Source organism: Streptomyces sp. AK08-02, from assembly GCF_033795085.1.
Lineage (GTDB): Bacteria > Actinomycetota > Actinomycetes > Streptomycetales > Streptomycetaceae > Streptomyces > Streptomyces echiniscabiei.
The window spans coordinates 58,927-81,081 of the sequence record NZ_JARAZV010000012.1 but is presented as its reverse complement, the minus strand read 5'-3'; the positions used below and the strand labels follow the sequence as shown (position 1 = coordinate 81,081).

Sequence of the window (22,155 nt, the reverse complement as noted above, 5' to 3'; positions counted from 1 at the left end):
GCCCTACTTGTCCTTTGACTCCTGCGGGTCCGTGGGGGCTTGTCGCGCAGTTCCCCGCGCCCCTGGGTGGGTCTCCGCCGCCGGGGTTACCAGTTCCACGGCTTCCCTCGCCGCCGAGAGCAGGTTGGTGTCCTGCGGGGCCTGGTCCTCGGCGTTCTCGGGGTGGTGACAGGCGACCTGCTGGCCGGGCTTCAGCTCCAGGAGCGGCGGCTCGGTCGTCCGGCAGATCTCCGTCGCCTTCCAGCACCGGGTGTGGAAGCGGCAGCCGCTGGGCGGTGCGATCGGCGACGGCACATCGCCCTTGAGCAGGATGCGCTCGCTCTTGGCGCCCCGGCGCTTGGGGTCGGGCACCGGCACCGCCGACATCAGGGCCTTGGTGTACGGGTGCATCGGCGCCTGGTACAGGGAGCTCCGGTCGGCGAGTTCGACGATCTTGCCGAGGTACATCACCGCGATCCGGTCCGAGACATGGCGTACGACGGACAGGTCGTGCGCGATGATCACGTAGGTCAGGCCGAGTTCCTTCTGGAGGTCGTCCATCAGGTTGACGACCTGCGCCTGGATCGACACGTCCAGCGCGGAGACCGGCTCGTCCGCCACGACCAGCTTCGGCTTCAGGGCGAGCGCGCGGGCGATGCCGATGCGCTGGCGCTGGCCGCCGGAGAACTCGTGCGGGTAGCGGTTGAAGTGCTCGGGGCTCAGGCCGACCAGCTCCAGGAGGCGCTGGACCTCCTTCTTCACCCCGCCCTCGGGCTCCACGCCCTGGAGCCGGAAGGGCGCCGAGACGATCGAGCCGATGGTGTGACGGGGGTTCAGGGAGCCGTACGGGTCCTGGAAGATCATCTGGATGTCCCGCCGCAGCGGACGCATCCCGGACGCGTTCAGCCGCGTGATGTCCTGGCCCTCGAAGTGGATCGAGCCGGCGGTCGGTTCCTGGAGCCGGGTGACGACCCGGCCCATGGTCGACTTGCCGCAGCCCGACTCGCCGACGACGCCGAGGGTCTCGCCCTTGCGCACCTCGAAGGAGATGCCGTCGACGGCCTTCACCGCGGCGACCTGACGCTGCAGGATCCCCTTCTTGATGGGGAAGTGCTTGACCAGGCCCTCGACCTTGAGCAGTACCTCGCGCTCGTCGGAGGAGGCCGCCGCCTCGGTCGCTGCTTCGGTCGCTGCCTCGGGTTTCTTCGTCTCGCTCACAGCTTCGGCGCAATCTCTTCGGTCCAGATCCGCGTACGGTCCTCCGGCGAGAGGTGACAGGCGGAGAAGTGCCCGCCTGCGACCTGCTGGAGCTCCGGGCGGACGGTACGGGTGACATCGCCCTTGGGGACGTCCGCGTACGGGCAGCGCGGGTGGAAGGCGCAGCCCGAGGGGACGTTGATGAGGCTCGGCGGCTGCCCCTTGACGGGGATGAGCCGGTCGGAGGTCTCACGGTCGATACGCGGCATGGAACCGAGCAGACCCCAGGTGTACGGGTGCTGCGGCTGCGCGAAGATCTCGTCGACCGGCCCGCGCTCCACGCACCGGCCGCCGTACATCACCAGGACCTCGTCGGCGATCTCGGCGACCACGCCGAGGTCGTGGGTGATCAGGACGACCGCGGAGCCGAACTCCTTCTGCAGGTCCCGGATCAGGTCGAGGATCTGCGCCTGGACGGTCACGTCGAGGGCGGTCGTCGGCTCGTCCGCGATGAGCAGTTCGGGGTTGTTGACCAGCGCCATCGCGATCATCGCGCGCTGGCGCATACCGCCGGAGAACTCGTGCGGGTAGCTGTCGACACGCTTGCCGGGCTCGGGGATGCCGACCCGGTCGAGCATCTCGATCGCCCGGGTACGGGCGACCTTCTTGCTGACGTCGTGGTGGACGCGGTACGCCTCCACGATCTGGTTGCCGATCTTGTAGTACGGGTGCATCGCGGACAGCGGATCCTGGAAGATCATCGCCATGTCGCGGCCCCGCAGCTTGCGGACCTCGTCGGGGTCCGCGCCGACCAGTTCCTTGCCGTCGAGCCAGATCTCGCCGGACATCTGGACGTTCTTGCCGCGGGCGCCGAGCCGGTGCAGGCCCATGATGGCCAGCGAGGTGACGGACTTGCCGGAGCCGGACTCGCCCACGATGGAGAGGGTCTTGCCCTTCTCCAGCTGGAAGCTGAGTCCGTCGACGGACTTGACCAGACCGTCGTCGGTCGGGAAGTGCACCTTGAGGTCGCGGACTTCGAGGAAGGCGGCGGGCGCGTTCGAGGGCGAGGGCTCGCCCACTGCCGCGCCGGTCTTGGACAGTTCGGTCACGAGAGCCTCACCCGAGGGTCGGCGGCCGCGTAGAGCAGGTCCACCAGGAGATTTGCGACAACGACGAAGAGGGCGGCGAGCAGAGTGACGCCGAGGATCGGGGGCAGGTCGTTGTCCTTGATGCCCTGCACCGCGTACTCACCGACACCGTGCAGCGAGAACACCGTCTCGGTGATCAGCGCGCCGCCGAGCAGCAGACCGAGGTCCATGCCGAACACGGTGATGATCGGTGTGAGCGCGGCCCGCAGACCGTGCCGGACGACGACCTTGCGCTCCCGCAGGCCCTTGGCGCGGGCCGTGCGGATGAAGTCCTCGTTCATCGTCTCCAGCATCCCCGAGCGGGTGAGCCGCGCGTAGATGGCGGAGTAGAGAAGGGCGAGCGAACACCACGCCGGGAACAGCGTGTTGGCCCACTGCGCCGGGTTCTCGGTGAACGGCACATAGGTGCGGCCGAAGATCGGCCACTGGTAGGTGAAGAGCAGCAGCGCCAGGTTGCCGGTGAAGAACATGGGCAGCGAAACACCGGCGAGGGCGACTCCCATGAAGGACCGGTCGAAGAACGATCCCGGCTTCAGGGCGGAGATGACACCGATCGCCACACCGGACACCAGCCACATCACGGCCGCGCCGGCGGCGAGCGAGATCGTCACCGGAAGGCGGGAGGTGAGCTGCGGCCAGACCTCGACGTGGGTCTTGAAGGAGTAGCCGAAGCACGGCGCGTTGCACTGCGTCGTGGTGGGCCCCAGGTCATAGGTGGCGCCGGCCACGATCCCCTTGATGAAGTGCCAGTACTGGAGATAGAGGGGGTCGTCCAGACCGAGGTTGCTCTTGACCGCAGCGATGTCCGCCGCCGACGGGCTCTTCCCGATGTACTGCTGGGCCAGCTGGTCGGCGGTCTGGCCGGCGAGCCGTGGCAGCAGGAAGAAGATGGCGAAGGTCACCGCGGTGACGACCAGCAGCAGGATCACTGCCGCGAACGTCCGACGGAGGATGTACGAGATCACGGGGATCGGCCTGGTGCCCGCGGGCTGCGAAGCCCGCGGGCACCAATGCCTTCACCTGCCTTCCGGGGCTGCTACTTCTTCGTGGTGCCGATGTTGAGGTAGTCGTACTGACCGCTGAAGGCCGCCGTGGAGACCAGGTTGGTGAAGTTGGCCGGGCGGTACAGCAGGACCTTGAAGTACGTCAGCGGGACCAGGGCGGCCGCGTCCATCGTCTTCTTGTCGATCTCGGCGTACATGCCCTCACGCGTGGTCTTGTCCTCGGTACCGATCGCCTTCCCCAGCAGGTCGTTGACGCTCTTGTCGTCGAACTGCGAGAGGTTGGTGTTGCCCGAGGCACCGATGGCGGAGCCGTTCAGGATCTGCTGGAGGAAGCCGAAGCCGGCCGGCCAGTCGGCACCCCACTGCATCATCATCAGACCGACGTTGTTCTCCGCGTCCCACTTCGGGACACCCGCGTAGTCGGTGAAGTACTTGCCCGACGGGAACTGCTTCAGGCTGGCGTTGATGCCCGCCTTCTTCAGCGAGTTGATGATCGCGGTGGCCGCGTCGATCTCGGCCGGACGGTCACTGCGCGCGGTGATGTTGGTGTTGATCGTGGTCTGGCCACAGGCCTTGAGAGCGTCCTTGGCCTTGGCCACGTCGCCCTTGTTGCCGTCGGTGGCGTAGACGTCCGACTTCGCGTAGCCCGGGATGTCGGGCGGGAGGACGGTCGTGGCGATGTCACCGCGGATCGGGCCGCCCTCGGCGGTCTGCACCGAGACCTTGTCGATCGCGTACTGGACGGCCTTGCGGCAGTCGACGTTGTCGAACGGCTTCAGCTTGGTGTTGATCGCCATGTAGACGAGACGGCCACCGTAGGTGTTGTCGGTGCTGGCCTTCTTGTCGGCGTTGTTGATGACGTCGGCCTGGGTCGCGGCCTGGACACCGGTGCCGCCGAGGTCGATCGCGTTGCCGGCCTGGACGTCCTGGTCGATGGTCTCCGGGTTGACCTTGAGGTTGACCACGATCTTGTCCGGGTACTGCTTGCGCAGCGGGTCGGTCGCGGCGTCCCAGTTCTTGTTGCGGACGAGGACGGCGGACTTGCCCTCGTCGTAGCTCTGGAACTGGTAGGAACCCGAGGACACGATGTTCTTGACGTAGTCGATGCCCTTGTCCTTGGACTGGGGCACCGGCGCCGTCTGCGGCTGCGCGGCCAGGTAGTCGAACTCCTGGAAGGCGCGGTTGAGCTTGAAGACGACCGTGGTGTCGTCCGGCGTCTGGATCGACGCCAGGCCCGCGGGGTTCTTGTCCTTGTAGGGACCCTTGTACTTGTCGCCGCCGTCGAGGAACTGCTGGAAGTAGTTCGGGCCGAGGGAGAGCACGTCACGCGCGAAGTTGGAGCGCTCGACGGCGTACTTGACGTCCTTCGAGGTGATCGGGGTGCCGTCCTGGTACTTCAGCCCCGCACGGAGCTTGTACGTCCAGGTCTTGCCGCCGTCACTGGGGACACCGGCGCTCTCGGCGAGGTCCGGGACCAGCTCGTTGCCCTTCTGGCCCGGACCGGGCTTGAAGGTCATCAGCGAGCGGGCGTACAGCCGGCTGAAGTTGAACATGTACCCGTAGTACGTGTTGCCGGGGTCGAAGGAGTCCGGGACGTCGGACAGCTCGTAGGTGACCGTGCCCCCCTTCTTGTCGGACACGTTGACGACGCCCTTGGTCGCTGCGTTGGCCCCAGCAGCCTTGGTGCCGCCGTCGTTCGAATTGTCATCGGCTTTACTGCAGCCTGCGAGCACCAGGCTCGCAGATCCGATCGCCGCAACCGCGGCCAGCGCTGACCTTCGCATGATGGTCTGCTTCTCCTCCATTAGTGGAAACTTGCTGAAAACTCCCGACACGGCCGCATCAGCGGCTGCGCGGGTCGAGTGCGTCCCGGAGACCGTCGCCGAGCAGGTTGAACGCCAGAACGGTCACGAAGATGGCGAGGCCGGGCACGATCATGAACTGCGGGTCGACCTGGTAGTAGGTGACCGCCTGGTTGAGCATTCCGCCCCAGGAGGCCTGCGGGGGCTGGATACCGACGCCGAGGAAGCTCAGCGAGGCCTCGAAGAGGATGTTGGTCGGGATGAGCAGCGTCGAGTAGACGATGATCGGGCCGACCAGGTTCGGCAGCAGTTCCCGGAAGAGGATGTACGGCCCCTTGGCGCCCATGCCCCGGGAGGCGTCCACGAACTCGCGCTCGCGCAGGGCCAGCGTCTGACCTCGGACGATGCGTCCCAGGTAGGGCCAGTTGAAGAAGCCGATGACGAAGATCAGCACGGTGATGTGGAGCGGGAGCCCTTCGAGGCCGAACGCGCCGCCCTGCAGCGTGGCGGAGATGGCGATGGCGAACAGCAGAAGGGGGAAGGCGAGGAAGGTGTCCATCAGCCGGCTGATGATCGTGTCGACCCGCCCGCCGTAGTAGCCGGCGACCACACCGAGGATCGTGCCGATCACGTTGGACAGGATCGTGGCGCCGAAGGCGACGACCAGGGAGACCCAGGAGCCCTCCAGGATGCGGGTGGCGATGTCGCGCCCGAACTTCGGTTCGACACCGAGCGGGTGGTCCCAGCTCATACCGCCGAAGTCGCCCGTGGGGAGGGAGGTGTTGGGGTCGATCAGGTCCTGGTTGAAGGCGTTGGGGTCGAGGCCGAACATCGCCTGGATGGGCCGGGAGAGAAGCGCGGTCAGGATCAGCAGGATGACGATGACACCGCCGACGACGGCCACCTTGTCCCTCTTGAACCGGGCCCAGGCGATCTGGCCCAGGGAACGGCCCTCGATCTGCCCCTTACCGGCACCCGCGAGCACAGCCTCCGGCTGTACCTCGGCTGCCGCTGCGGTGGTCTCGATCGGTGCGGTCACAGTGACCCGACCCCTCTCGCCGGTGGTGACCGGCCTACGCCTGCCGCTGTCTGCGGCTTGATTCACTTGCCTGCCGGGGCGGGCCGCGGTTGACGCGGCCCGGTGACCCGGCTGTTCGTCCCTGCTGACGATCCGTGCTGATTAGTCGACTTAGCCATGCGCCGCCCGACCGCAGGATCGATGACCCCATCGTCTGACAGGCGAGTCTTCAGTGATTCGGCGATCACGTGAAAGGTCTGTCGGCGAAAGTATGCGTAAACGTGATGCTGTCCTGTGGATTCCGTTATCCGAACACCGGGTAACGCCCCTCGGACGCGGGGCAGTTGGGACAGAAAGGGCATTCCCATACTATCGCGACCATCCGTCGCGATCTACGCGCGGAGACACTGGAAAGACAGTGGCGCGCCAATTCGGCCGTCCGGGTGATGGACCGCTCAGTAACGCCCCCGCGCCGGTGGGTACCCGTATCCCGCCGCCGGGGCCTGCGGGCTCGGGGGCGGAGCGGCGACCGCGTGGGCCTCCCGGTCGTAGAACGGCCGGGCGTTGGCGCGCAGCCACATCACGACCGGGTCCTGCTCGTCCGACATCGCGACCGTCGACACCGGCAGCCCCTCGGGGACCGCCCCTATCGACTGCTGCATCATCGCGCGCACCGAGTCCACGGCCGGCGGCGAGGTTTCGTACACGTCGAGTCCGATGGCCAGATACGGCGCGCCGAGCGCCGGCTGCACCCAGGCCCGGCGCAGGGAGCGGACCGCCGGGGTGCGGTGGGCGTTCTGCGAGAGGAGGGCGTAGAACTGCGGGATCTCGATGCCGGGCTCGGCCAGTCGCAGGGGTCCGGCTGGCTGGCGCTCCAGGCCCGCGGCGATACGGCGCAGATCGAGCCAGGGGATGCCGACGCCGCCGCCCGGGGAGTGCGGGTTGAGCCAGAGGCCGTACTGGTCCGGGTAGAGGGTGCGGGCCACGTCGAGGCCGTCGACCACCTCGTACGACCTGTTCCAGCCACTGACCGACAGCTCCTGGGCGGAGGTCACACAGGGCGCGTAGCCATACCCGTCGACCTGCATGTTTCCGTACTGCGCGTCGGGAGAGCCGGCCTGGCCGTGCCAGAGCAGCATCCAGATCTGGCCGGAGGACGGGGTCGCGAGGGCGCGCAGGAGCGCCTCGTAGGCGTCGTAACGCCCGGGCGTCACCTGGCGCAGCATGTGCTCGACCTGACCGGCCGCGGCCGTGCCCGACGCGCTCACCATTACCGCCCCTTCGTAACACCGAACGAGTTGTGCGTTTCTTAGCTTAAGCGGCGGCGCTGACAGGCACGCCCCCTGGAACGGCCGCCCAAGAGCTCGGGACTTGCTCTGTCTGGGCGGCCGCGGGCCTATTGTGGCTGGTCGCGCCCACGCGGCGCAGCCGCAAAATGTCACAGTCCCGCGCCCCGTTGGGGCCGCTTCAGTGGCCGTGTTGGTAGAAGGGGCGGACCTTTGCCCGCAGCCAGTCCGTCACCGGGTCCTGGGCTATGTCCAGGAAGACGAGGTTCACCGGCCAGGGGGAGGGTGTGTGGCCCAGCGCCCTGGCCAGGGCGTCCATCGGGATGGTGCGGGCGACCGGGTCCCAGGGGGAGAGCTCGACGCCGACGAACATGACAGGGGCGGCCGTCTCGATCGTCGCCAGACAGCGGCGGGCCGTCCGGACCACGCCCGTGCCGGCGAACTCCGTCGCCGCGGCGGCGAGGAAGTCGACCGGGTCCTCCTGCCAGTTGGGCTCGTAGAGGCGGACCCTGCCGCCGCCGGCGCCGTCGAGGAGGGTGCGGCCGGAGCGGCAGAGCTCGGCCACGGCCTGCGGGGGCAGGGGGACTCCGACCACGCCGTCCGGGTTCACGGCGATGCCGACCTGGGGCTGCAGGCCGCGGGCGAACTCGACGGCGGGGGCCACGGTGTACGAGACATGGCCGCCGACGACCTGCCGGAACTGTTCCTCCGAGCTGAAGACCGGCACGTACGCCTGGCCCGCGATGTCCATCGTGGGCAGGTCGAGAGGGCCGGTGTAGGGGCCACCGCCGGACGGAAGGGGAACCCAGACGAAGCTGCGGCCGAGGACCTCGACGATGCGGGCGCCCGCGCCGGGGACGCCGAGGGAGGCCGAGAGCACCTCCTCCAGCTCGTTGCCCGGCCATCCGCCGTGCGAATGGGGATGTGCCTGGGGGAAGCCCCCGGGAAAGTCCGGGGGAAGGTCCGCCGGGATGTCCATCTGCCTACCGCCTGCTGTGAACCGCTGTCCTGAGTCCCTCAAGGGGAGTCCCTTAATGGGCAAAACCCTAACCGGCCCCGGCGGAAACGACGGTCAGTCCGCGAAGTCGATCCTGCGCAGGATGTCCGCCGCGTCCCGGTCGATCAGCACCGCCGAGCCGCAGCCGTCCGGCAGGTTCCCCTTCTCCACCGAGCGCAGCAGCCGCGAGGCGGCCTGACGGTGCCGCAGGAACGCGTACCGCGAGACGCCCCGGCCTCGTTCACGCTGGCCCTCCAGCGCCTCGCCGGGGGTGACGTCGAGGAGGAGCAGATGCAGGGTGCCGCCCCGGCGGCGGGCCTCGCGGGCCAGCCAGCCGCGCACCCAGGCCTGTGTACCGCAGTCGTGCACGACGACTCCGGCGCCCGAGCGCAGGGCGCGGCGCAGTCCGGCGTAGTGGGCGAGGCGGACCAGCGGCCGGTAGACGGCGTAGGGGAGGAAGGAGGGCGTACGGGCGTCCCAGTGGTCGCGGGTGTTCTGCGAGTCGATGCCGGCGGCGCGCACCGCCCGGCGCATCAGTGTGGACTTGCCGCTGCCCGGCAGACCGGTGACCACGACGAGGTCGCGGGCGCCGAAGGTGAGGCCGTGCGGGCTGTGGCCCGAGCGCTCCCGCAGATCGCGGATCACGGGTTCCGGGCGGGCCGCGCACGCCTCCCGGGCGGGGCCGGCCGGCTGCTTGGGCAGCGCGTCGGTCAGTGCGAGGGCCGAGGTCGTCGCATACGCCGTGGTCCTGTTCACCGTGTTCGTCCTCCCATGGGGTCGGGAAGTACCGTCCCCGTCGAGTGTAAAGAGAAGGTAATACGCGGTGTCTCTCGGTTGGGTCCGATTACTGCAACAGGCCTGCTACAGGGCGGTGTGTGAGCCTGTGGCGGGACCGCGCCCCCTCTGTGAAGGGTCCCCCTGCCGTGCCGAAGGAATGCGTGCGATGATGTGCCCGCCAACTGCATACCGGCCGCTTGAATCCGCGCGGGAGAGTTCCGGGACCCTTTGGGTACCCGGGCGCCGAAGGAGCAAGTCCCTCCCTTGAATCTCTCAGGCCCCGTTACCGCGCGGGCGAGGCACATCTGAAAAGCGGGCCGCGGGTCGTCATGACCGGTGGCTCCACCCAAGGTGCAAGTCAGTGACCTGCCGTTTCACCGGCGGTCATGACGAACCTCTCAGGTTCCGATGACAGATGGGGAGGAACGACCTCGCCGTCATGCCCTGGGAGCACTACCGATGAGCAGCACCTCTCCGCGTCTTACCGCGCTCGACGCCCTGCATCGTTCGCTCGGCGCGACGATGACCGACTTCGCGGGCTGGGACATGCCCCTGCGGTACGGCTCCGAACGCGACGAGCATCTGGCCGTGCGCACGAAGGCCGGCCTCTTCGACCTCTCCCACATGGGCGAGATCACCGTGACCGGGCCGGAGGCCGCCGCCCTTCTCGACCACGCCCTTGTCGGCAACATCGGGTCGATCGCCGTCGGGCGCGCCCGCTACACCATGATCTGCCGGGCCGACGGCGGCATCCTGGACGACCTGATCGTCTACCGCCTGGCCGAGACCGAGTTCCTGGTGGTGGCCAACGCGGGCAACGCGCAGGTCGTGCTGGACGCCCTCGTCGAGCGGTCCGACAGCTTCGACGCGCTGGTCCGCGACGACCGGGACGCCTACGCGCTGATCGCCGTACAGGGCCCGGAGGCCCCCGGCATCCTCGCCGCCCTCACGGACGCCGATCTCGACGGCCTGAAGTACTACGCGGGGCTGCCCGGCACGGTCGCCGGCGTCCCTGCCCTGATCGCGCGCACCGGGTACACCGGCGAGGACGGCTTCGAGCTGTTCGTGGCGCCGGGTGACGCGGAGAAGGTGTGGCAGGCGCTGACCGACTCGGGCACGCCCGTCGGGCTCGTCCCCTGCGGCTTGTCCTGCCGGGACACCCTGCGCCTGGAGGCGGGCATGCCGCTGTACGGGCACGAGCTGAGCACCTCCCTCACCCCCTTCGACGCCGGGCTCGGCCGGGTCGTCAAGTTCGAGAAGGCGGGCGACTTCGTGGGCCGCGCCGCCCTGCGCGAGGCCGCCGAGCGCGCCTCCTACGAGCCGCCGCGGGTACTCGTCGGCCTGGTCGCCGAGGGCCGTCGCGTCCCGCGCGCCGGGTACGCGGTCGTCGCCGACGGCCGGGTGATCGGCGAGGTCACCTCGGGCGCCCCCTCCCCCACGCTCGGGAAGCCGATCGCGATGGCGTACGTCGACGCCGCGCACTCGGCGCCCGGTACGGCGGGTGTGGGCGTGGACATCCGGGGCAGCCACGAGCCGTACGAGGTCGTGGCGCTCCCCTTCTACAAGCGCAGGAAGTAACCCTGCCCCCTGACCGCGCTCCGGCGTCGGCAACAACCCGTGTCCTGCCCGCTGACGGGCAGGCGGTGTTTCCCTGTGGTACCCCATGCACGACCAGTCCCCCGCGTACAGGAGAATTCAGGCCATGAGCAACCCCCAGCAGCTGCGCTACAGCAAGGAGCACGAGTGGCTGTCGGGCGCCGAGGACGGCGTCTCGACGGTCGGTATCACCGAGCACGCGGCCAACGCGCTCGGCGATGTCGTGTACGTACAGCTTCCCGAGGTCGGTGCCACGGTGACCGCGGGTGAGACCTGCGGTGAGCTGGAGTCGACCAAGTCGGTCAGCGACCTGTACTCGCCGGTCACCGGTGAGGTCACCGAGGTCAACGAGGACGTCTCCAACGACCCGTCGCTGGTGAACTCCGCCCCGTTCGAGGGCGGTTGGCTCTTCAGGGTGCGGGTCTCCGACGAGCCGGCCGACCTGCTCTCCGCGGACGAGTACACCGCGATCTCCGGCAGCTGAGACCCCCGAGCCGAGTTCCCCGGGCACAAGGACGTAAGGACGTACTGACCCCATGTCGCTTCTGAACACTCCCCTGCACGAGCTCGACCCCGACATCGCCGCCGCCGTCGACGCCGAGCTGAACCGCCAGCAGTCCACCCTGGAGATGATCGCCTCGGAGAACTTCGCTCCGGTCGCCGTCATGGAGGCCCAGGGCTCGGTCCTCACCAACAAGTACGCCGAGGGCTACCCCGGCCGCCGCTACTACGGCGGCTGCGAGCACGTCGACGTCGCCGAGCAGATCGCGATCGACCGGGTCAAGGAGCTGTTCGGCGCCGAGTACGCCAACGTGCAGCCGCACTCGGGCGCCTCCGCCAACCAGGCGGCGCTGTTCGCGCTGGCCCAGCCCGGCGACACCATCCTCGGCCTGGACCTGGCGCACGGCGGCCACCTCACCCACGGGATGCGGCTGAACTTCTCCGGCAAGCAGTTCGACGTGGTCGCCTACCATGTCGACGAGGCCGGTCTGGTCGACATGGCCGAGTTGGAGCAGCTCGCCAAGGAGCACCGCCCGAAGGTGATCATCGCGGGCTGGTCGGCGTACCCGAGGCAGCTGGACTTCGCCGAGTTCCGGCGAATCGCGGACGAGGTCGGGGCCTACCTCTGGGTCGACATGGCGCACTTCGCCGGTCTGGTCGCGGCGGGCCTGCACCCGAACCCCGTTCCCTACGCGGACGTGGTCACCTCCACCACCCACAAGACGCTGGGCGGCCCGCGCGGCGGCATCATCCTGGCGAAGCAGGAGTTCGCGAAGAAGCTGAACTCGTCCGTCTTCCCGGGCTTCCAGGGCGGCCCCCTGGAGCATGTGATCGCGGCGAAGGCCGTCTCCTTCAAGGTCGCCGCCTCGGACGACTTCAAGGAGCGCCAGCGGCGTACGGTGGACGGTGCGCGCATCCTCGCCGAGCGCCTGGTCCGGGCGGACGTCGGCGAGCACGGCGTGTCCGTCCTGTCGGGCGGTACGGACGTCCACCTGGTCCTCGTCGACCTGCGCGACTCCGAACTGGACGGCAAGCAGGCGGAGGACCGGCTCCACGAGGTCGGCATCACCGTCAACCGGAACGCGATCCCCAACGACCCGCGTCCCCCGATGGTGACGTCGGGCCTGCGGATCGGCACCCCGGCGCTGGCCACCCGCGGCTTCACGGCCGAGGACTTCGAGGAGGTCGCGGATGTCATCGCCGAGACCCTCAAGCCGTCCTTCGACGTCGACGCCCTGAAGGCCCGCGTGAAGGCGCTGGCCGACAAGCACCCGCTGTACCCCGGCCTGAACAAGTAGTTTCCCGGCGGGGGCACCCGACGACGCGTGCCCCCGCCCTCTCTGGAGGAGTCCCCGTGGCCATCTCGGTCTTCGACCTGTTCTCGATCGGTATCGGCCCGTCCAGCTCCCACACGGTCGGCCCGATGCGGGCGGCCCGTCTCTTCGCCCGCCGGCTGCGCAACGAGGAGGTCCTCGGGTCGGTGGCGTCGGTCCGCGCTGAGCTGTACGGCTCCCTGGGCGCGACCGGCCACGGCCACGGCACTCCCAAGGCGGTGCTGCTCGGCCTGGAAGGCGCCTCTCCGCGCACGGTGGACGTCGAGGGCGCCGACGGCCGGGTGGAGCGGATCAAGGAGTCGGGCCGGCTCAACCTGCTGGCCGACCACGAGATCGCCTTCTCCTTCGACGACGACCTGATCCTGCACCGCCGCAAAACGCTCCCCTACCACGCGAACGGCATGACCCTTTGGGCGTACGACGCCTCGGGCGCCGAACTCCTCTCGAAGACGTACTACTCGGTGGGCGGCGGATTCGTCGTCGACGAGGACGCGGTGGGCGCGGACCGGATCAAGCTCGACGACACGGCCCTCAAGTACCCCTTCCGCACGGGCGACGAACTGCTGCGCCTGACGAAGGAGACGGGCCTGTCGATCTCCGCGCTGATGCTGGAGAACGAGCGGGCCTGGCGTACCGAGGACGAGATCCGCTCCGGGCTGCTGGACATCTGGCGGGTGATGCAGGCGTGCGTGTCACGCGGTATGTCCCGCGAGGGCATCCTGCCGGGCGGGCTTCGCGTCCGCCGCCGCGCGGCCATGTCGGCGCGTCAACTCCGGGCGGAGGGCGAGCCGTTGGCGCGCGCGATGGAGTGGATCACGCTGTACGCGATGGCGGTGAACGAGGAGAACGCGGCGGGCGGCCGGGTCGTGACGGCCCCGACGAACGGGGCCGCGGGCATCATCCCGGCGGTCCTGCACTACTACCTCAACTTCGTGCCGGGCGCCGACGAGGAGGGCGTGGTCCGTTTCATGCTCGCCGCCGGCGCGATCGGCATGCTGTTCAAGGAGAACGCGTCCATCTCCGGCGCGGAGGTCGGCTGCCAGGGCGAGGTCGGCTCGGCCTGCTCGATGGCGGCGGGCGCACTGGCGGAGGTGCTGGGCGGCAGCCCCGAACAGGTCGAGAACGCGGCCGAGATCGGCATGGAGCACAACCTCGGCCTGACCTGCGATCCGGTCGGCGGCCTGGTCCAGATCCCGTGCATCGAGCGCAACGGCATGGCCGCGGTGAAGGCGGTCACGGCAGCCCGGATGGCGATGCGGGGGGACGGCTCGCACAAGGTGTCCCTGGACAAGGTCATCAAGACGATGAAGGAGACGGGGGCCGACATGAGCGTCAAGTACAAGGAGACGGCTCGGGGCGGGCTTGCGGTGAACATCATCGAGTGCTGAGGGAACAGGCCCTGACCAGCACGTTCGTGTCTTTCCGTGCTGTCGGGGCCTTCCCTGCTTACGCGGCTGAAAGTCCCTGGAATCTCCCTGGGGCAGGCGTGAAAGTCCCTGAAAAGTCCCTGGGATGTCCCACGAGACAGGGGCCTGACCTGGGAAATCGCAACACCCTCAATTACTGCTCCGCTTCGCACAGGCTGCCGACAACCACGAGGATGTATCAAATCGATCCCCTAAAGCCACCACAGGGGTACCATTCGATACATGAGTGCTGCGGAGACCTCACGCCTGGAGCAGCGGCTGACCGGCCTCGCCCCCACGTTCACGACGGCACAGGCACGTCAGGTCCTGCTCTCCACGCGTGATCTGGCGTCCTTGGTCGCGGCGGGAGAGATAGACGAACTGTCCCGGGGGGTCTACCGGCGGGCAGACGCACCGGAGACCGCGCACGCAGATCTGCTTGCCGTGTGCGCACGGGCTCCGCGTGCCGTCGTATGCGGTGAGTCCGCCCTGGCACTGCATGAACTCATCGACGACATCCCTACAGCGGTACACATCGCCGTGCCGCGCGGTACCCGCCGTCCCACAATTTCCTACCCGCCGACCGTAGTGGCGCAGTACGCCCCGACGACCTTTGCTCTCGGCGTCGAACGATTCGAAGCAGCCCCGGGAGAGACGGTCCCCGTGTACAACGCAGCTCGCAGCGTCGTCGACGCGATGCGCCACCGTAGCCGTATCGGCGAGACCCTCGCCCTGTCCGCGCTCGGCCGCTATCTGCGCCGGGGCGGACGCCGTGACGTCGGCGAACTCCAGGACATCGCACGCGAGTTGGGCGCCCTCTCCGTCATCCGCCCTGCCGTTGAGGCGGTGCTCGCCTGATGGCCAACCCTGCGCGTGACACCACCGCCGGCCGCGTCTACAACGACCTGCGCAACCTGGCTCGCCGCGCCGGCCGGTCCACGGACGAGATCATGGTCGAGTACGTCCTCGAACGCTTCCTCTACCGCCTGGCCGCGTCACCCCTCGGCCGCGAACACTTCGTCCTCAAGGGCGGCCTGCTCCTCGCCCAGTTCGGCGCACGCCGGATGACCCGCGACATCGACATCCTCGGCCGCTCGTTCCCCGGCACCGAAACCGAGATCGTCCACCGGATCGGGGCCATCGCCGCCACCGAGATCGACGACGGAGTCGTATTCGATCCCGCGACGCTCAAGACCGTGCCCATCCGCGAGGAGGACGAGTACCACGGTCTACGCCTGTCCATGGCCGTGTCCGTAGCCCGGGCACGACTCAAGCTCCAACTGGATGTCAGCTTCGGGGATCCCGTCACTCCCGGCCCCCGGATCATCGACTACCCACAGCAGCTCACGCAGGACAGCTTCCAGATCCTCGGCTACCCACTCGCCACCGTCATCGCCGAGAAGCTCTCCACCGCTGTCTCACTCGGCGACCTCAACACCCGCGACCGGGATTACGGCGACCTCTACCGCCTGCTCACTCTCAACGACCTCGACGGCCAGGAACTCACCAGCGCGCTGACCGCCACCGCCGCGCATCGGGGCATCACCCTGAAACCCCTCAGCACCGCCGTCAGCGACCTCGGCGAACGTCGACAGACCTCGTACACCGCCTGGCGCCGTCGGCAAGGTCCCGCTGCAACCAGCTACCCCGAACGCCTCACCGACGTCGTCCGACAGGTCACCGCCTTCGCGGACACACTTCTCAACGGCGAGGCTCTCACTCTCACTTGGAGTTCAGCGACCCTCACGTGGTCATGAACCAGACCCGGCCGACCGGCCAGGCTTCAGGGCGAACCCGAGATGTATGCATTACGAGCAGTAACGGGTATCGAACGCGATCATGGGGCCCACCTGCGGCTTTGAGGATCTGAACCCTCGGTGGACCGCTGACCTGCAGCAATTCCAGCCCTCAGGCTCCCTGTCGGTCCCCGTCACTCCCGGTCACTCTCGAACACTCCGTCCCCGTGGGTCCCGTCCCCGGAGCGTCCCCGATGGTCCCGCATGGAACCGGGGGCGATGGCCTGTCAGGAAGGGGTCCCGACGAAGCCGCAGTTGTCGGGAGTGGTTCGCTTCTGGGGACCTACGCACTGCCACTCGGGCGCTGCGTACTTCTGTGTCCCCGGAAGCCTGCGCGTATCAGTCTGCCCCAACTGGCCTCCTCAAGGGGCGGATGTCGCCGAACCAGAGGTGCCGGTATGCCCGGCGGAGCTGGTTGAGGTCGCCGGTGACCGCGAGGCCGAGGGCGTCGCCGACGAGCGTGTGGAGATTGCTGCGGGCCAGCTGGCCGGCGGCCCAGGAGACGAGTTCCTCGCGGGGCTTGTAGGCCACGAGGGCGTTCGTGAGGCGCGTTGACGCTCGAAGGACGAGATCAGTTTTGCCCTTGTACTGGATGGTTTCCGGGCCGTTCACATTCAGCCAATCTTGGGCACGCTCGACGTACCAGCGGATGAGGGCTTTTCGAGCTGGCCAAGTTCAAGCTGTACGGAATTCCCCGTACAGGCCATCAAGTTCGGAACGTCGTTCGAGGCCAGAGGTAACCCTGCCACTGAGAACGGACCATCTGGTGAGCAGCCTGTTCACAGACCGTCGACTACACAGGGGGAAATGAAGTGTTTCTGGATCAGCTGGCCACATTGATGGCTGTGGCAGTCGGCGCCGCTGGCTCGTACGGCGCTACGACGCTGACCGAGCGGACGCGGTGGCGCCGGACGCAAGCCGAGCGCTGGCATGAGAAGAAATTCGATGTATACGCGCAATACGGCAACGCGCTCAAGGAACAGATTTGGATCACCCAGCGCATCTGCGCGGCGCTGGGGTATGCGCACGTCTTGGATCCCCTGGAGCCCGTCGAAGGGCTGCGGCTTCTCGATGCAGCCGAAGCGCGTCGGGCCACACTGTGGGAGTCCGTACTGCTGGTCGGTGACGCCGAGACTGTCGTAGTGGCGCGGTCATGGCACGAGGCAATCTGGACGCTGCAGTTGCATGTGCGAGAGCAGAGGCACGAGGCGGAGGGGTGGACCCGCGATTTACAGCGGGTGAGCCAGAAGCGAGATGCGTTCTACGCCTCTGCTCGGCGCGAACTAGGAGTTGCTGGGCCCCCGCCTCCGTCTGGGAACTGGCCTCGTGAATGGCAGCAGCAGGGTGAGGCCGACTAAGGGCAGGGGGTGACCGAAGTGCGGCCGCCCAGTGCCCTAAAAGCCGATGCCCTAGCGAACGGGTGTGCGAATTTTCCACTGGCAGGAGGGGAGAATCACCTGCGAAATGGTGGCGATTCAGCCCGCCGAACCGCCAAGGGGCCCTTCCGCTACATCTGCACGAACGGAAGGGCACCCATACGAGCGCCCCGTTCGAGCACTCGCGCCCCCATGTTCACTAGGACAACGGTTTCTGACAGATCTGGGCGCGGGTGATCGTCAGAAACGGTCCGGTGGGCTATAGCACCTGGACTGCCTTCACACCGGTGGTGATCAGTCCGCAGGTACCCGTAGGGCTCTTCTTCAGGCAGAGTCTGTTGTCAGCACCCTTGATGATGCCGACGCGGCCCACTCGGAAGTCGAACCCGAGGACTCCATCTGCCCACTTCGTCGCACTTCCACCGGGGCCGTTCCTGATGCGAAGGGTTCCGTCGGCCTGGATGGCGCCGAAGCGACCATCGTCGTAGACGACGGACTTGGCGTTCCTGAACAGCACCGGCCAGCTGTTGCCATTCTTGTACCGCAGCGTCCCGTCGTTCTGGACGACAGCGACGACACCGTCCTCGATGTCGAACGCCCGGACTTCGCTCCGCAGCAGTCGCCAGCTTCCGTTGGTGCCCGTCTTGATGCGCAGCGCCCCGTCGGCCTGCCTGGCGACGAACTTGTCACCGTCCAGGTCGACAGCGGTGACGTTCTGCAGCATCAGCGGCCAGCTGTTGCCGCTCTTGCCGTGCAGTGTGCCGTCGGTCAGGATGACGGCAATTCGGTCGCCCTCCACACTGAACGACTTGACGCCGCTCCCGCGGATTCGCGTCCAGGCACCGGCGACTCCCGTCTTCCGCCAGAGGGCACCGCCCTTCTGCGCAAAGATCTTGTCCTGGTTGACCTGGAATTTGGTGACGTTGCGCATGAGCGTCACCCAAGCGCCGTTGGTCTTCTGGACGTTCAGGTCGCCGTTCTTCTTCAGCAGTGCCATCAGGCCGACCTTGGCGGGCGCACAGCTCTGGCCCGTAAAGGAGGTTCCGCTCCACGCACCGTTACCGGTGCTCGGCCCGTTCGCGGTCAGATCAGGCGCTCCACAGATTCGTGCCCCGTGACCACTGTCGAAAGGGACAGCCCCGATCCCGGTGTCCCAGCAGCCATGAGACGACCACATCTGGAGGTGGATGTGCGCTACCCCGCGGTTGGCGCGCTGACCCGGTGCGGCGACCGTGCCCACCAGTTGACCAGCGCGCACACTTCCACCGGCGATGGAGCTGTTGATGTGAGTGAGAGCCACGCTCTTGCCGTTACCGGCGTTGATGCACAAGGTCCCGGTCGAAGCCTGGTAAAAGTGGACGCTGCCGCCGATCGGAGCCCGGACGTTTCTACCCGAAGCGGAATTGTCACACCCCGCCCCGGTGAGGTCGAGGGCATAATTGGCCGTCCCGGTATGAGAGACGCTGCCCCCGTAGCCCTGGCAGATATTCCACCGCTGCCCGACGTCGAACGGCGGCAGAATGTTGCCGGTGGCAGCTGAAGCTGAAGAATCCGTCAGGCCCAGGACGCTAGCAAGCATCCCAAGGACAACAAAGTACTCGGTGGCGTAGAGCCACGAGCGCTTTGCCAGATTCCTTCCGGGCTGCAATTTCATATTCACCTTAGCGCTCTGTAGGGATCGCGCTTAGGGGCTTATCGCTGGATGCAACAAGCCCCTAAGCGCTGAAGTGGTTACAATCTCGGGTATTCAGTGACTGATACGATCCGACCCCGAATAAGCTGAAGGCTACAGGGCAGGGAAATTGACTGCCAGAAGCCGCTGCCGTAGCGAACGAGCGTGCGGATTTTTCACCGGCAGGACGGGATAATCACCTGCGAAATCGCGGCGATTCACGCCCGCCAAGCCGCCACGAGGCCCTTCCGCTACATCTGTCACGATGGGAAGATCACCCAGACGAGCTCGCTGTTCGATCACGTAGGCCCCCATGTTCACTAGGACAACGACTTCTTTAAAACTCAAGCTCAGGCAGGGGGTAGTGGAGAGGTAGCCGCGGCAGCCGCAGCACTCGTAGCAGCGGGAGTCTTCGGGGGCGGAGGGGTACGGGACGCCTTGGTGGATGCCGCGGGCGTGGCCGCAGCCAGGGCGGGCGCAGTGGGGGTGGTGTTGGTTGTCGTACCGGTGGGCGGAGAGGCCTGCTTCGTGGATGGTCTGGCCGGTGCCGCGGGTGGGTTCGGGCCAGCGCGCGGATGGAGGGGGTGGCGACCATGGTGAGGGTGGCGAGGAGGATGAGCGCGGCGGCCGCGTAGAGGGTGGCATGGAGGCCGAGGAGGAGCACGGCGGGTCCGGCGGCGAACTGGGCGAGCGGGAACGCGAGGTAGGAGCCGAGGTCGTCGTAGGCGTAGACGCGGGCAAGGCGGTCCTCGGGGATCTGCTCGTTGAGGGTCGAGTACCAGGCGACGCCGGCCTGCTCGATACCCACGCCCGCCACGAAGTTGGCCACGACCAGCACCCAGGTATACGGGGCGAGCGCGAGCAGCAGCGGGATCATCGCCGTCAGGCCCATCAGCGCGCAGCCGACCAGGATCGCGCGCCAAGGGCGCCATCTCAGCGACAGTACGCCGCCGGCGACCGCGCCGAGCGAGCCCGCGGCGACGGCCAGGCCCCAGCCGGTGCGGCCGATCCCGGTGGTGTCGGCGACGGCCGGGCCCAGGACGGTGAACGACGCGGTGACGCCGGCGTTGAGGAAGCAGAAGGCCACCACGATCACCCACACCCAGCTGCGGGAGGTGAACTCCTGCCAGCCGACGCGCAGTTCCTGCACCACGCCGGGGCTGGGCGCGGGCGGTACGACCTGGACACGGACCAGCGCGAAGGACGCGGCGGCGCGCGCGAAGCTGAGCGCGTCGACGGCCAGACCCCAGCCGGGGCCGACCGCGGCGACCAGCACGCCGCCCAACGAGGCGCCCACGATCATCGCGCTGCTGCCCGCGATCCGGGAGAGCGCGAGGGCGGCGCGGCGGGACTCGGCCGGCACGGTCTGGGGCAGCAGGGCCTGGGCAGCGGGCTGGTAGCAGGAACCTGACGCCCCGTTGACCGCGGCAAGCACCATGAGCAGGGGGATGGCGGCGCTGTGGGTGAGGACCAGGGCAGCGATCACCGCCTGGCTCGCGGCGCTGACCACGCTGCTGCCGACCAGCAGTGGGCCACGCGGCAGCCGGTCCGCCAACACCCCGCCGTACAGCAGGAAGAGGATGCTGGTGAGGGAGTGGGCGCCGACCACCAACCCGAGCGAGCCGACCGAGCCAGTGGCATCGAGCACGGCGAAGGCCAGAGCGATCGGCGCCACCCCGTTGCCGAACAGACTGGCCGTCGTACCGATGAAGAGGTGACGGAACGGGCGATGACGCAGAGGCGCCAGGGCGGCAGACACGCGCCTGATCGTCGGGGACCCACAGCCGCACCGCGGTCTCGGTCAGATCGAAGTCCCTGGCGATCTGACCGACCGAGCGGTCACCACGCCGGCACAACTCGACGATCTCGGCCTTGAACTCAGGCGTGAACGAACGGCGAGGCCGAGGCTTCTTCCTCCCCGTGCTCTCCATGATGGACATCCTCCCGGGGCAGAACCCCTGATCTCGGATGTCCGTCAAAGCGAATCAAGCCCAGTGCTACCTGATCTCCTCTGCGGAGGGGGCCCGTCAACCCGTCCCGCTGCTTGCGCAACCTCAACTCCGTGAAGTGTCACCCTTCAGAGCGGCCCCGCCGTATCGCCGACGCAGGGCGACGGACCCGTCCCCGCGCTGTAGATCAACTGTCACTCTCCGTGGTAGAGGCGAGGCAAGTCGATCAGTTGGATCGTGTGGTCGTCCTTCGCAAGGTGATGCAGCTCATCGGTGAAGCCGGTGCCGCTGTAGCAGTGCAGCCGGGTTGTTTCGGTGGCGGTGCCTCGTGTGGTCAGGAGGGTGCGGATGTGGCGGAGGCGTTCCAGGTGGCCGACTCCCATCACGTTGCTCCACTTCGCTATCTCAACAGAAATAGGTCCAGCATCCAGGACGCCCGTAGCCGGGAAGGGGACCCCAGCAATGATGCCGCTTCGACACCGGAACCGTGGCCTCAGCGACGACACGGCTCTCGGGAGCCCGACTCAATGACACGCTCAACCCGCCCTGCCCTCGCGGACAGCCTCGGTCGGCTGCGCGGGACTCCCGCCGCTCACCGAAGCCCCGCCCCTCCGCCGAAGGCGTGCCGTACCAGTTCCCCATCCCTCTTCGGCACCGCGAGGTCGTACGTCCGCGCGCCCGTGACGAGTTCGCGCCGCTCGAACTTCGGCGCCAGCCGGACCTTTCTGCCCGCCGGCTTCAGCCGGAACGGCGCCTGAAGGGTCGTGCTCCGGCCGCCGCGGACTCCTCCGCCGTGCCCGTCTTCACGCCTCGGTGACGGCCGCGACCCCGGTTCCGGCGGTGGCCGCAGCTCCCGTGATCACCGCCCCGCCCGACTCTCCTCACTCGGCATCGCCTTTACTCGATCTTGGCGTTGGCCATACCGTCCGCAGAACCCGTCTCGCTAGGGTCTATCGGTTGGCATGTGCACACGGTGAATCACGGGGGCGGGCAGCATCATGTCGGACCTGGCGAAGGACGCAGCGTCGCTGCACAAGGCGGCCTCGGGGCTGCGCCACCTGCACCACCACACCACGAAGCCGTTGCAGGAGTTCAAGGCCGCCTCGCACGATCTGTCCGCGTTCGGCGCGCTCGGCTCCCTGCTCAGCGCCACCGACGACATTCGCGACGGCATGGAGACCATCGCCAAGGTCACCCAGGGCCTGGCGGACGAATGGGACGACGAGGCCAAGCTGATCGGCGAGATTTCCGACGCCTTCGACCTGCTCGACATCCTGCTCGCCGCTGCTGCCCGCGCCAAGAAGGGCTGAGCGGCCC

20 protein-coding genes, 1 pseudogene and 1 riboswitch are annotated in these 22,155 nt (G+C 67.9%); of the genes and pseudogenes, 8 read left to right on the top strand and 13 right to left on the bottom strand.

Translation table 11 applies throughout. From position 1 onward, the window contains the following. Positions 1-3 precede the first annotated feature (3 nt). From PV734_RS25095 to PV734_RS25060, 8 genes are all read right to left on the bottom strand, one after another. Positions 4-1,197: a dipeptide ABC transporter ATP-binding protein gene (locus PV734_RS25095; protein ID WP_319094994.1), complete on the bottom strand. Its 1,194-nt coding sequence runs from the start codon at positions 1,195-1,197 to the stop codon at positions 4-6. Then, on the bottom strand, positions 1,194-2,285 hold the full coding sequence (locus PV734_RS25090) for an ABC transporter ATP-binding protein (RefSeq protein ID WP_319094992.1): 1,092 nt from the start codon (positions 2,283-2,285) through the stop codon (positions 1,194-1,196). The genes PV734_RS25095 and PV734_RS25090 overlap by 4 nt, the downstream gene beginning before the upstream one ends. Continuing rightward, a complete protein-coding gene (locus PV734_RS25085; RefSeq protein ID WP_319094991.1) occupies positions 2,282-3,289 on the bottom strand; it encodes an ABC transporter permease in 1,008 nt (335 codons plus the stop codon). The genes PV734_RS25090 and PV734_RS25085 overlap by 4 nt, the downstream gene beginning before the upstream one ends. A 71-nt stretch (positions 3,290-3,360) precedes the next feature. Beyond that, positions 3,361-5,133 (bottom strand): ABC transporter substrate-binding protein, encoded by a 1,773-nt coding sequence (locus PV734_RS25080; RefSeq protein ID WP_319094990.1) that lies wholly within the window; start codon positions 5,131-5,133, stop codon positions 3,361-3,363. Between the two features lie 37 nt (positions 5,134-5,170). Next, on the bottom strand, positions 5,171-6,169 hold the full coding sequence (locus tag PV734_RS25075; protein WP_319094989.1) for an ABC transporter permease: 999 nt from the start codon (positions 6,167-6,169) through the stop codon (positions 5,171-5,173). A 434-nt stretch (positions 6,170-6,603) separates the two neighbouring features. Beyond that, positions 6,604-7,416 (bottom strand): enhanced serine sensitivity protein SseB C-terminal domain-containing protein, encoded by an 813-nt coding sequence (locus PV734_RS25070; RefSeq protein ID WP_319095234.1) that lies wholly within the window; start codon positions 7,414-7,416, stop codon positions 6,604-6,606. A 199-nt stretch (positions 7,417-7,615) separates the two neighbouring features. Then, the gene (locus PV734_RS25065; RefSeq protein WP_319094988.1) at positions 7,616-8,413 is read right to left on the bottom strand and encodes an enhanced serine sensitivity protein SseB; all 798 of its coding nucleotides are present in this window, start codon (positions 8,411-8,413) and stop codon (positions 7,616-7,618) included. A gap of 93 nt (positions 8,414-8,506) precedes the next feature. Next, the gene (locus tag PV734_RS25060; RefSeq protein WP_319094987.1) at positions 8,507-9,187 is read right to left on the bottom strand and encodes an AAA family ATPase; all 681 of its coding nucleotides are present in this window, start codon (positions 9,185-9,187) and stop codon (positions 8,507-8,509) included. A gap of 219 nt (positions 9,188-9,406) precedes the next feature. Beyond that, positions 9,407-9,507: riboswitch (glycine riboswitch) on the top strand. A 160-nt stretch (positions 9,508-9,667) separates the two neighbouring features. On the opposite strand from PV734_RS25060, the gene gcvT reads away from it, so the two are divergent. The 6 genes from gcvT (at position 9,668) to PV734_RS25030 (ending at position 15,802) form a co-directional block, all read left to right on the top strand. Next, the gene (gene gcvT, locus PV734_RS25055) at positions 9,668-10,786 is read left to right on the top strand and encodes a glycine cleavage system aminomethyltransferase GcvT (RefSeq protein ID WP_319291997.1); all 1,119 of its coding nucleotides are present in this window, start codon (positions 9,668-9,670) and stop codon (positions 10,784-10,786) included. A 124-nt stretch (positions 10,787-10,910) separates the two neighbouring features. Beyond that, positions 10,911-11,288 carry a glycine cleavage system protein GcvH gene (gene gcvH, locus PV734_RS25050; RefSeq protein WP_319094985.1) on the top strand — a complete coding sequence of 126 codons (378 nt, stop codon included), beginning with the start codon at positions 10,911-10,913 and terminating at the stop codon, positions 11,286-11,288. A 52-nt stretch (positions 11,289-11,340) separates the two neighbouring features. Beyond that, the gene (gene glyA, locus PV734_RS25045; RefSeq protein ID WP_319094984.1) at positions 11,341-12,603 is read left to right on the top strand and encodes a serine hydroxymethyltransferase; all 1,263 of its coding nucleotides are present in this window, start codon (positions 11,341-11,343) and stop codon (positions 12,601-12,603) included. A gap of 56 nt (positions 12,604-12,659) precedes the next feature. Next, positions 12,660-14,027, top strand: coding sequence for an L-serine ammonia-lyase (locus tag PV734_RS25040; RefSeq protein ID WP_319094983.1), 1,368 nt, complete (start codon positions 12,660-12,662; stop codon positions 14,025-14,027). 261 nt (positions 14,028-14,288) lie between these two features. Then, a complete protein-coding gene (locus PV734_RS25035; protein ID WP_319291994.1) occupies positions 14,289-14,903 on the top strand; it encodes a type IV toxin-antitoxin system AbiEi family antitoxin domain-containing protein in 615 nt (204 codons plus the stop codon). Further along, complete coding sequence (locus PV734_RS25030) at positions 14,903-15,802, top strand: nucleotidyl transferase AbiEii/AbiGii toxin family protein (protein ID WP_319291991.1); 900 nt, start codon at positions 14,903-14,905, stop codon at positions 15,800-15,802. The genes PV734_RS25035 and PV734_RS25030 overlap by 1 nt, the downstream gene beginning before the upstream one ends. A gap of 378 nt (positions 15,803-16,180) precedes the next feature. Here PV734_RS25030 and PV734_RS25025 read toward each other — a convergent pair whose 3' ends face one another. After that, entirely contained in the window at positions 16,181-16,372 is a 192-nt protein-coding gene (locus PV734_RS25025; protein WP_319291988.1) for a hypothetical protein, read from the bottom strand. A gap of 281 nt (positions 16,373-16,653) precedes the next feature. On the opposite strand from PV734_RS25025, the gene PV734_RS25020 reads away from it, so the two are divergent. Further along, positions 16,654-17,199 (top strand): hypothetical protein, encoded by a 546-nt coding sequence (locus tag PV734_RS25020; RefSeq protein ID WP_319291986.1) that lies wholly within the window; start codon positions 16,654-16,656, stop codon positions 17,197-17,199. Between the two features lie 277 nt (positions 17,200-17,476). Here PV734_RS25020 and PV734_RS25015 read toward each other — a convergent pair whose 3' ends face one another. The 4 genes and pseudogenes from PV734_RS25015 to PV734_RS25005 all read right to left on the bottom strand — a co-directional run bounded on the left by PV734_RS25015 (position 17,477) and on the right by PV734_RS25005 (position 21,221). After that, the gene (locus PV734_RS25015; protein WP_319291983.1) at positions 17,477-18,871 is read right to left on the bottom strand and encodes a hypothetical protein; all 1,395 of its coding nucleotides are present in this window, start codon (positions 18,869-18,871) and stop codon (positions 17,477-17,479) included. A 355-nt stretch (positions 18,872-19,226) separates the two neighbouring features. After that, on the bottom strand, positions 19,227-20,648 hold the full coding sequence (locus tag PV734_RS25010) for an MFS transporter (RefSeq protein ID WP_319291980.1): 1,422 nt from the start codon (positions 20,646-20,648) through the stop codon (positions 19,227-19,229). 16 nt (positions 20,649-20,664) lie between these two features. Then, positions 20,665-20,820: pseudogene (locus tag PV734_RS45885) on the bottom strand (transposase); the annotation flags it as partial. A gap of 212 nt (positions 20,821-21,032) precedes the next feature. Then, a complete protein-coding gene (locus PV734_RS25005; RefSeq protein WP_319291977.1) occupies positions 21,033-21,221 on the bottom strand; it encodes a hypothetical protein in 189 nt (62 codons plus the stop codon). A gap of 615 nt (positions 21,222-21,836) precedes the next feature. Here PV734_RS25005 and PV734_RS25000 point away from each other — a divergent pair. After that, positions 21,837-22,148, top strand: a complete 312-nt coding sequence (locus PV734_RS25000) for a hypothetical protein (protein WP_319094982.1) — start codon at positions 21,837-21,839, stop codon at positions 22,146-22,148. Positions 22,149-22,155: the final 7 nt, after the last annotated feature.

What these genes read in the sequence shown, in the direction of transcription:
- PV734_RS25080 (WP_319094990.1), bottom strand. Translation starts at nt 5,133, where the DNA reads ATGGAGGAGAAGCAGACCATCATGCGAAGGTCAGCGCTGGCCGCGGTT.
- PV734_RS25065 (WP_319094988.1), bottom strand. Translation starts at nt 8,413, where the DNA reads ATGGACATCCCGGCGGACCTTCCCCCGGACTTTCCCGGGGGCTTCCCC.
- gcvT (WP_319291997.1), top strand. Translation starts at nt 9,668, where the DNA reads ATGAGCAGCACCTCTCCGCGTCTTACCGCGCTCGACGCCCTGCATCGT.
- gcvH (WP_319094985.1), top strand. Translation starts at nt 10,911, where the DNA reads ATGAGCAACCCCCAGCAGCTGCGCTACAGCAAGGAGCACGAGTGGCTG.
- glyA (WP_319094984.1), top strand. Translation starts at nt 11,341, where the DNA reads ATGTCGCTTCTGAACACTCCCCTGCACGAGCTCGACCCCGACATCGCC.
- PV734_RS25035 (WP_319291994.1), top strand. Translation starts at nt 14,289, where the DNA reads ATGAGTGCTGCGGAGACCTCACGCCTGGAGCAGCGGCTGACCGGCCTC.
- PV734_RS25030 (WP_319291991.1), top strand. Translation starts at nt 14,903, where the DNA reads ATGGCCAACCCTGCGCGTGACACCACCGCCGGCCGCGTCTACAACGAC.
- PV734_RS25015 (WP_319291983.1), bottom strand. Translation starts at nt 18,871, where the DNA reads ATGAAATTGCAGCCCGGAAGGAATCTGGCAAAGCGCTCGTGGCTCTAC.
- PV734_RS25005 (WP_319291977.1), bottom strand. Translation starts at nt 21,221, where the DNA reads ATGGGAGTCGGCCACCTGGAACGCCTCCGCCACATCCGCACCCTCCTG.
- PV734_RS25000 (WP_319094982.1), top strand. Translation starts at nt 21,837, where the DNA reads ATGTCGGACCTGGCGAAGGACGCAGCGTCGCTGCACAAGGCGGCCTCG.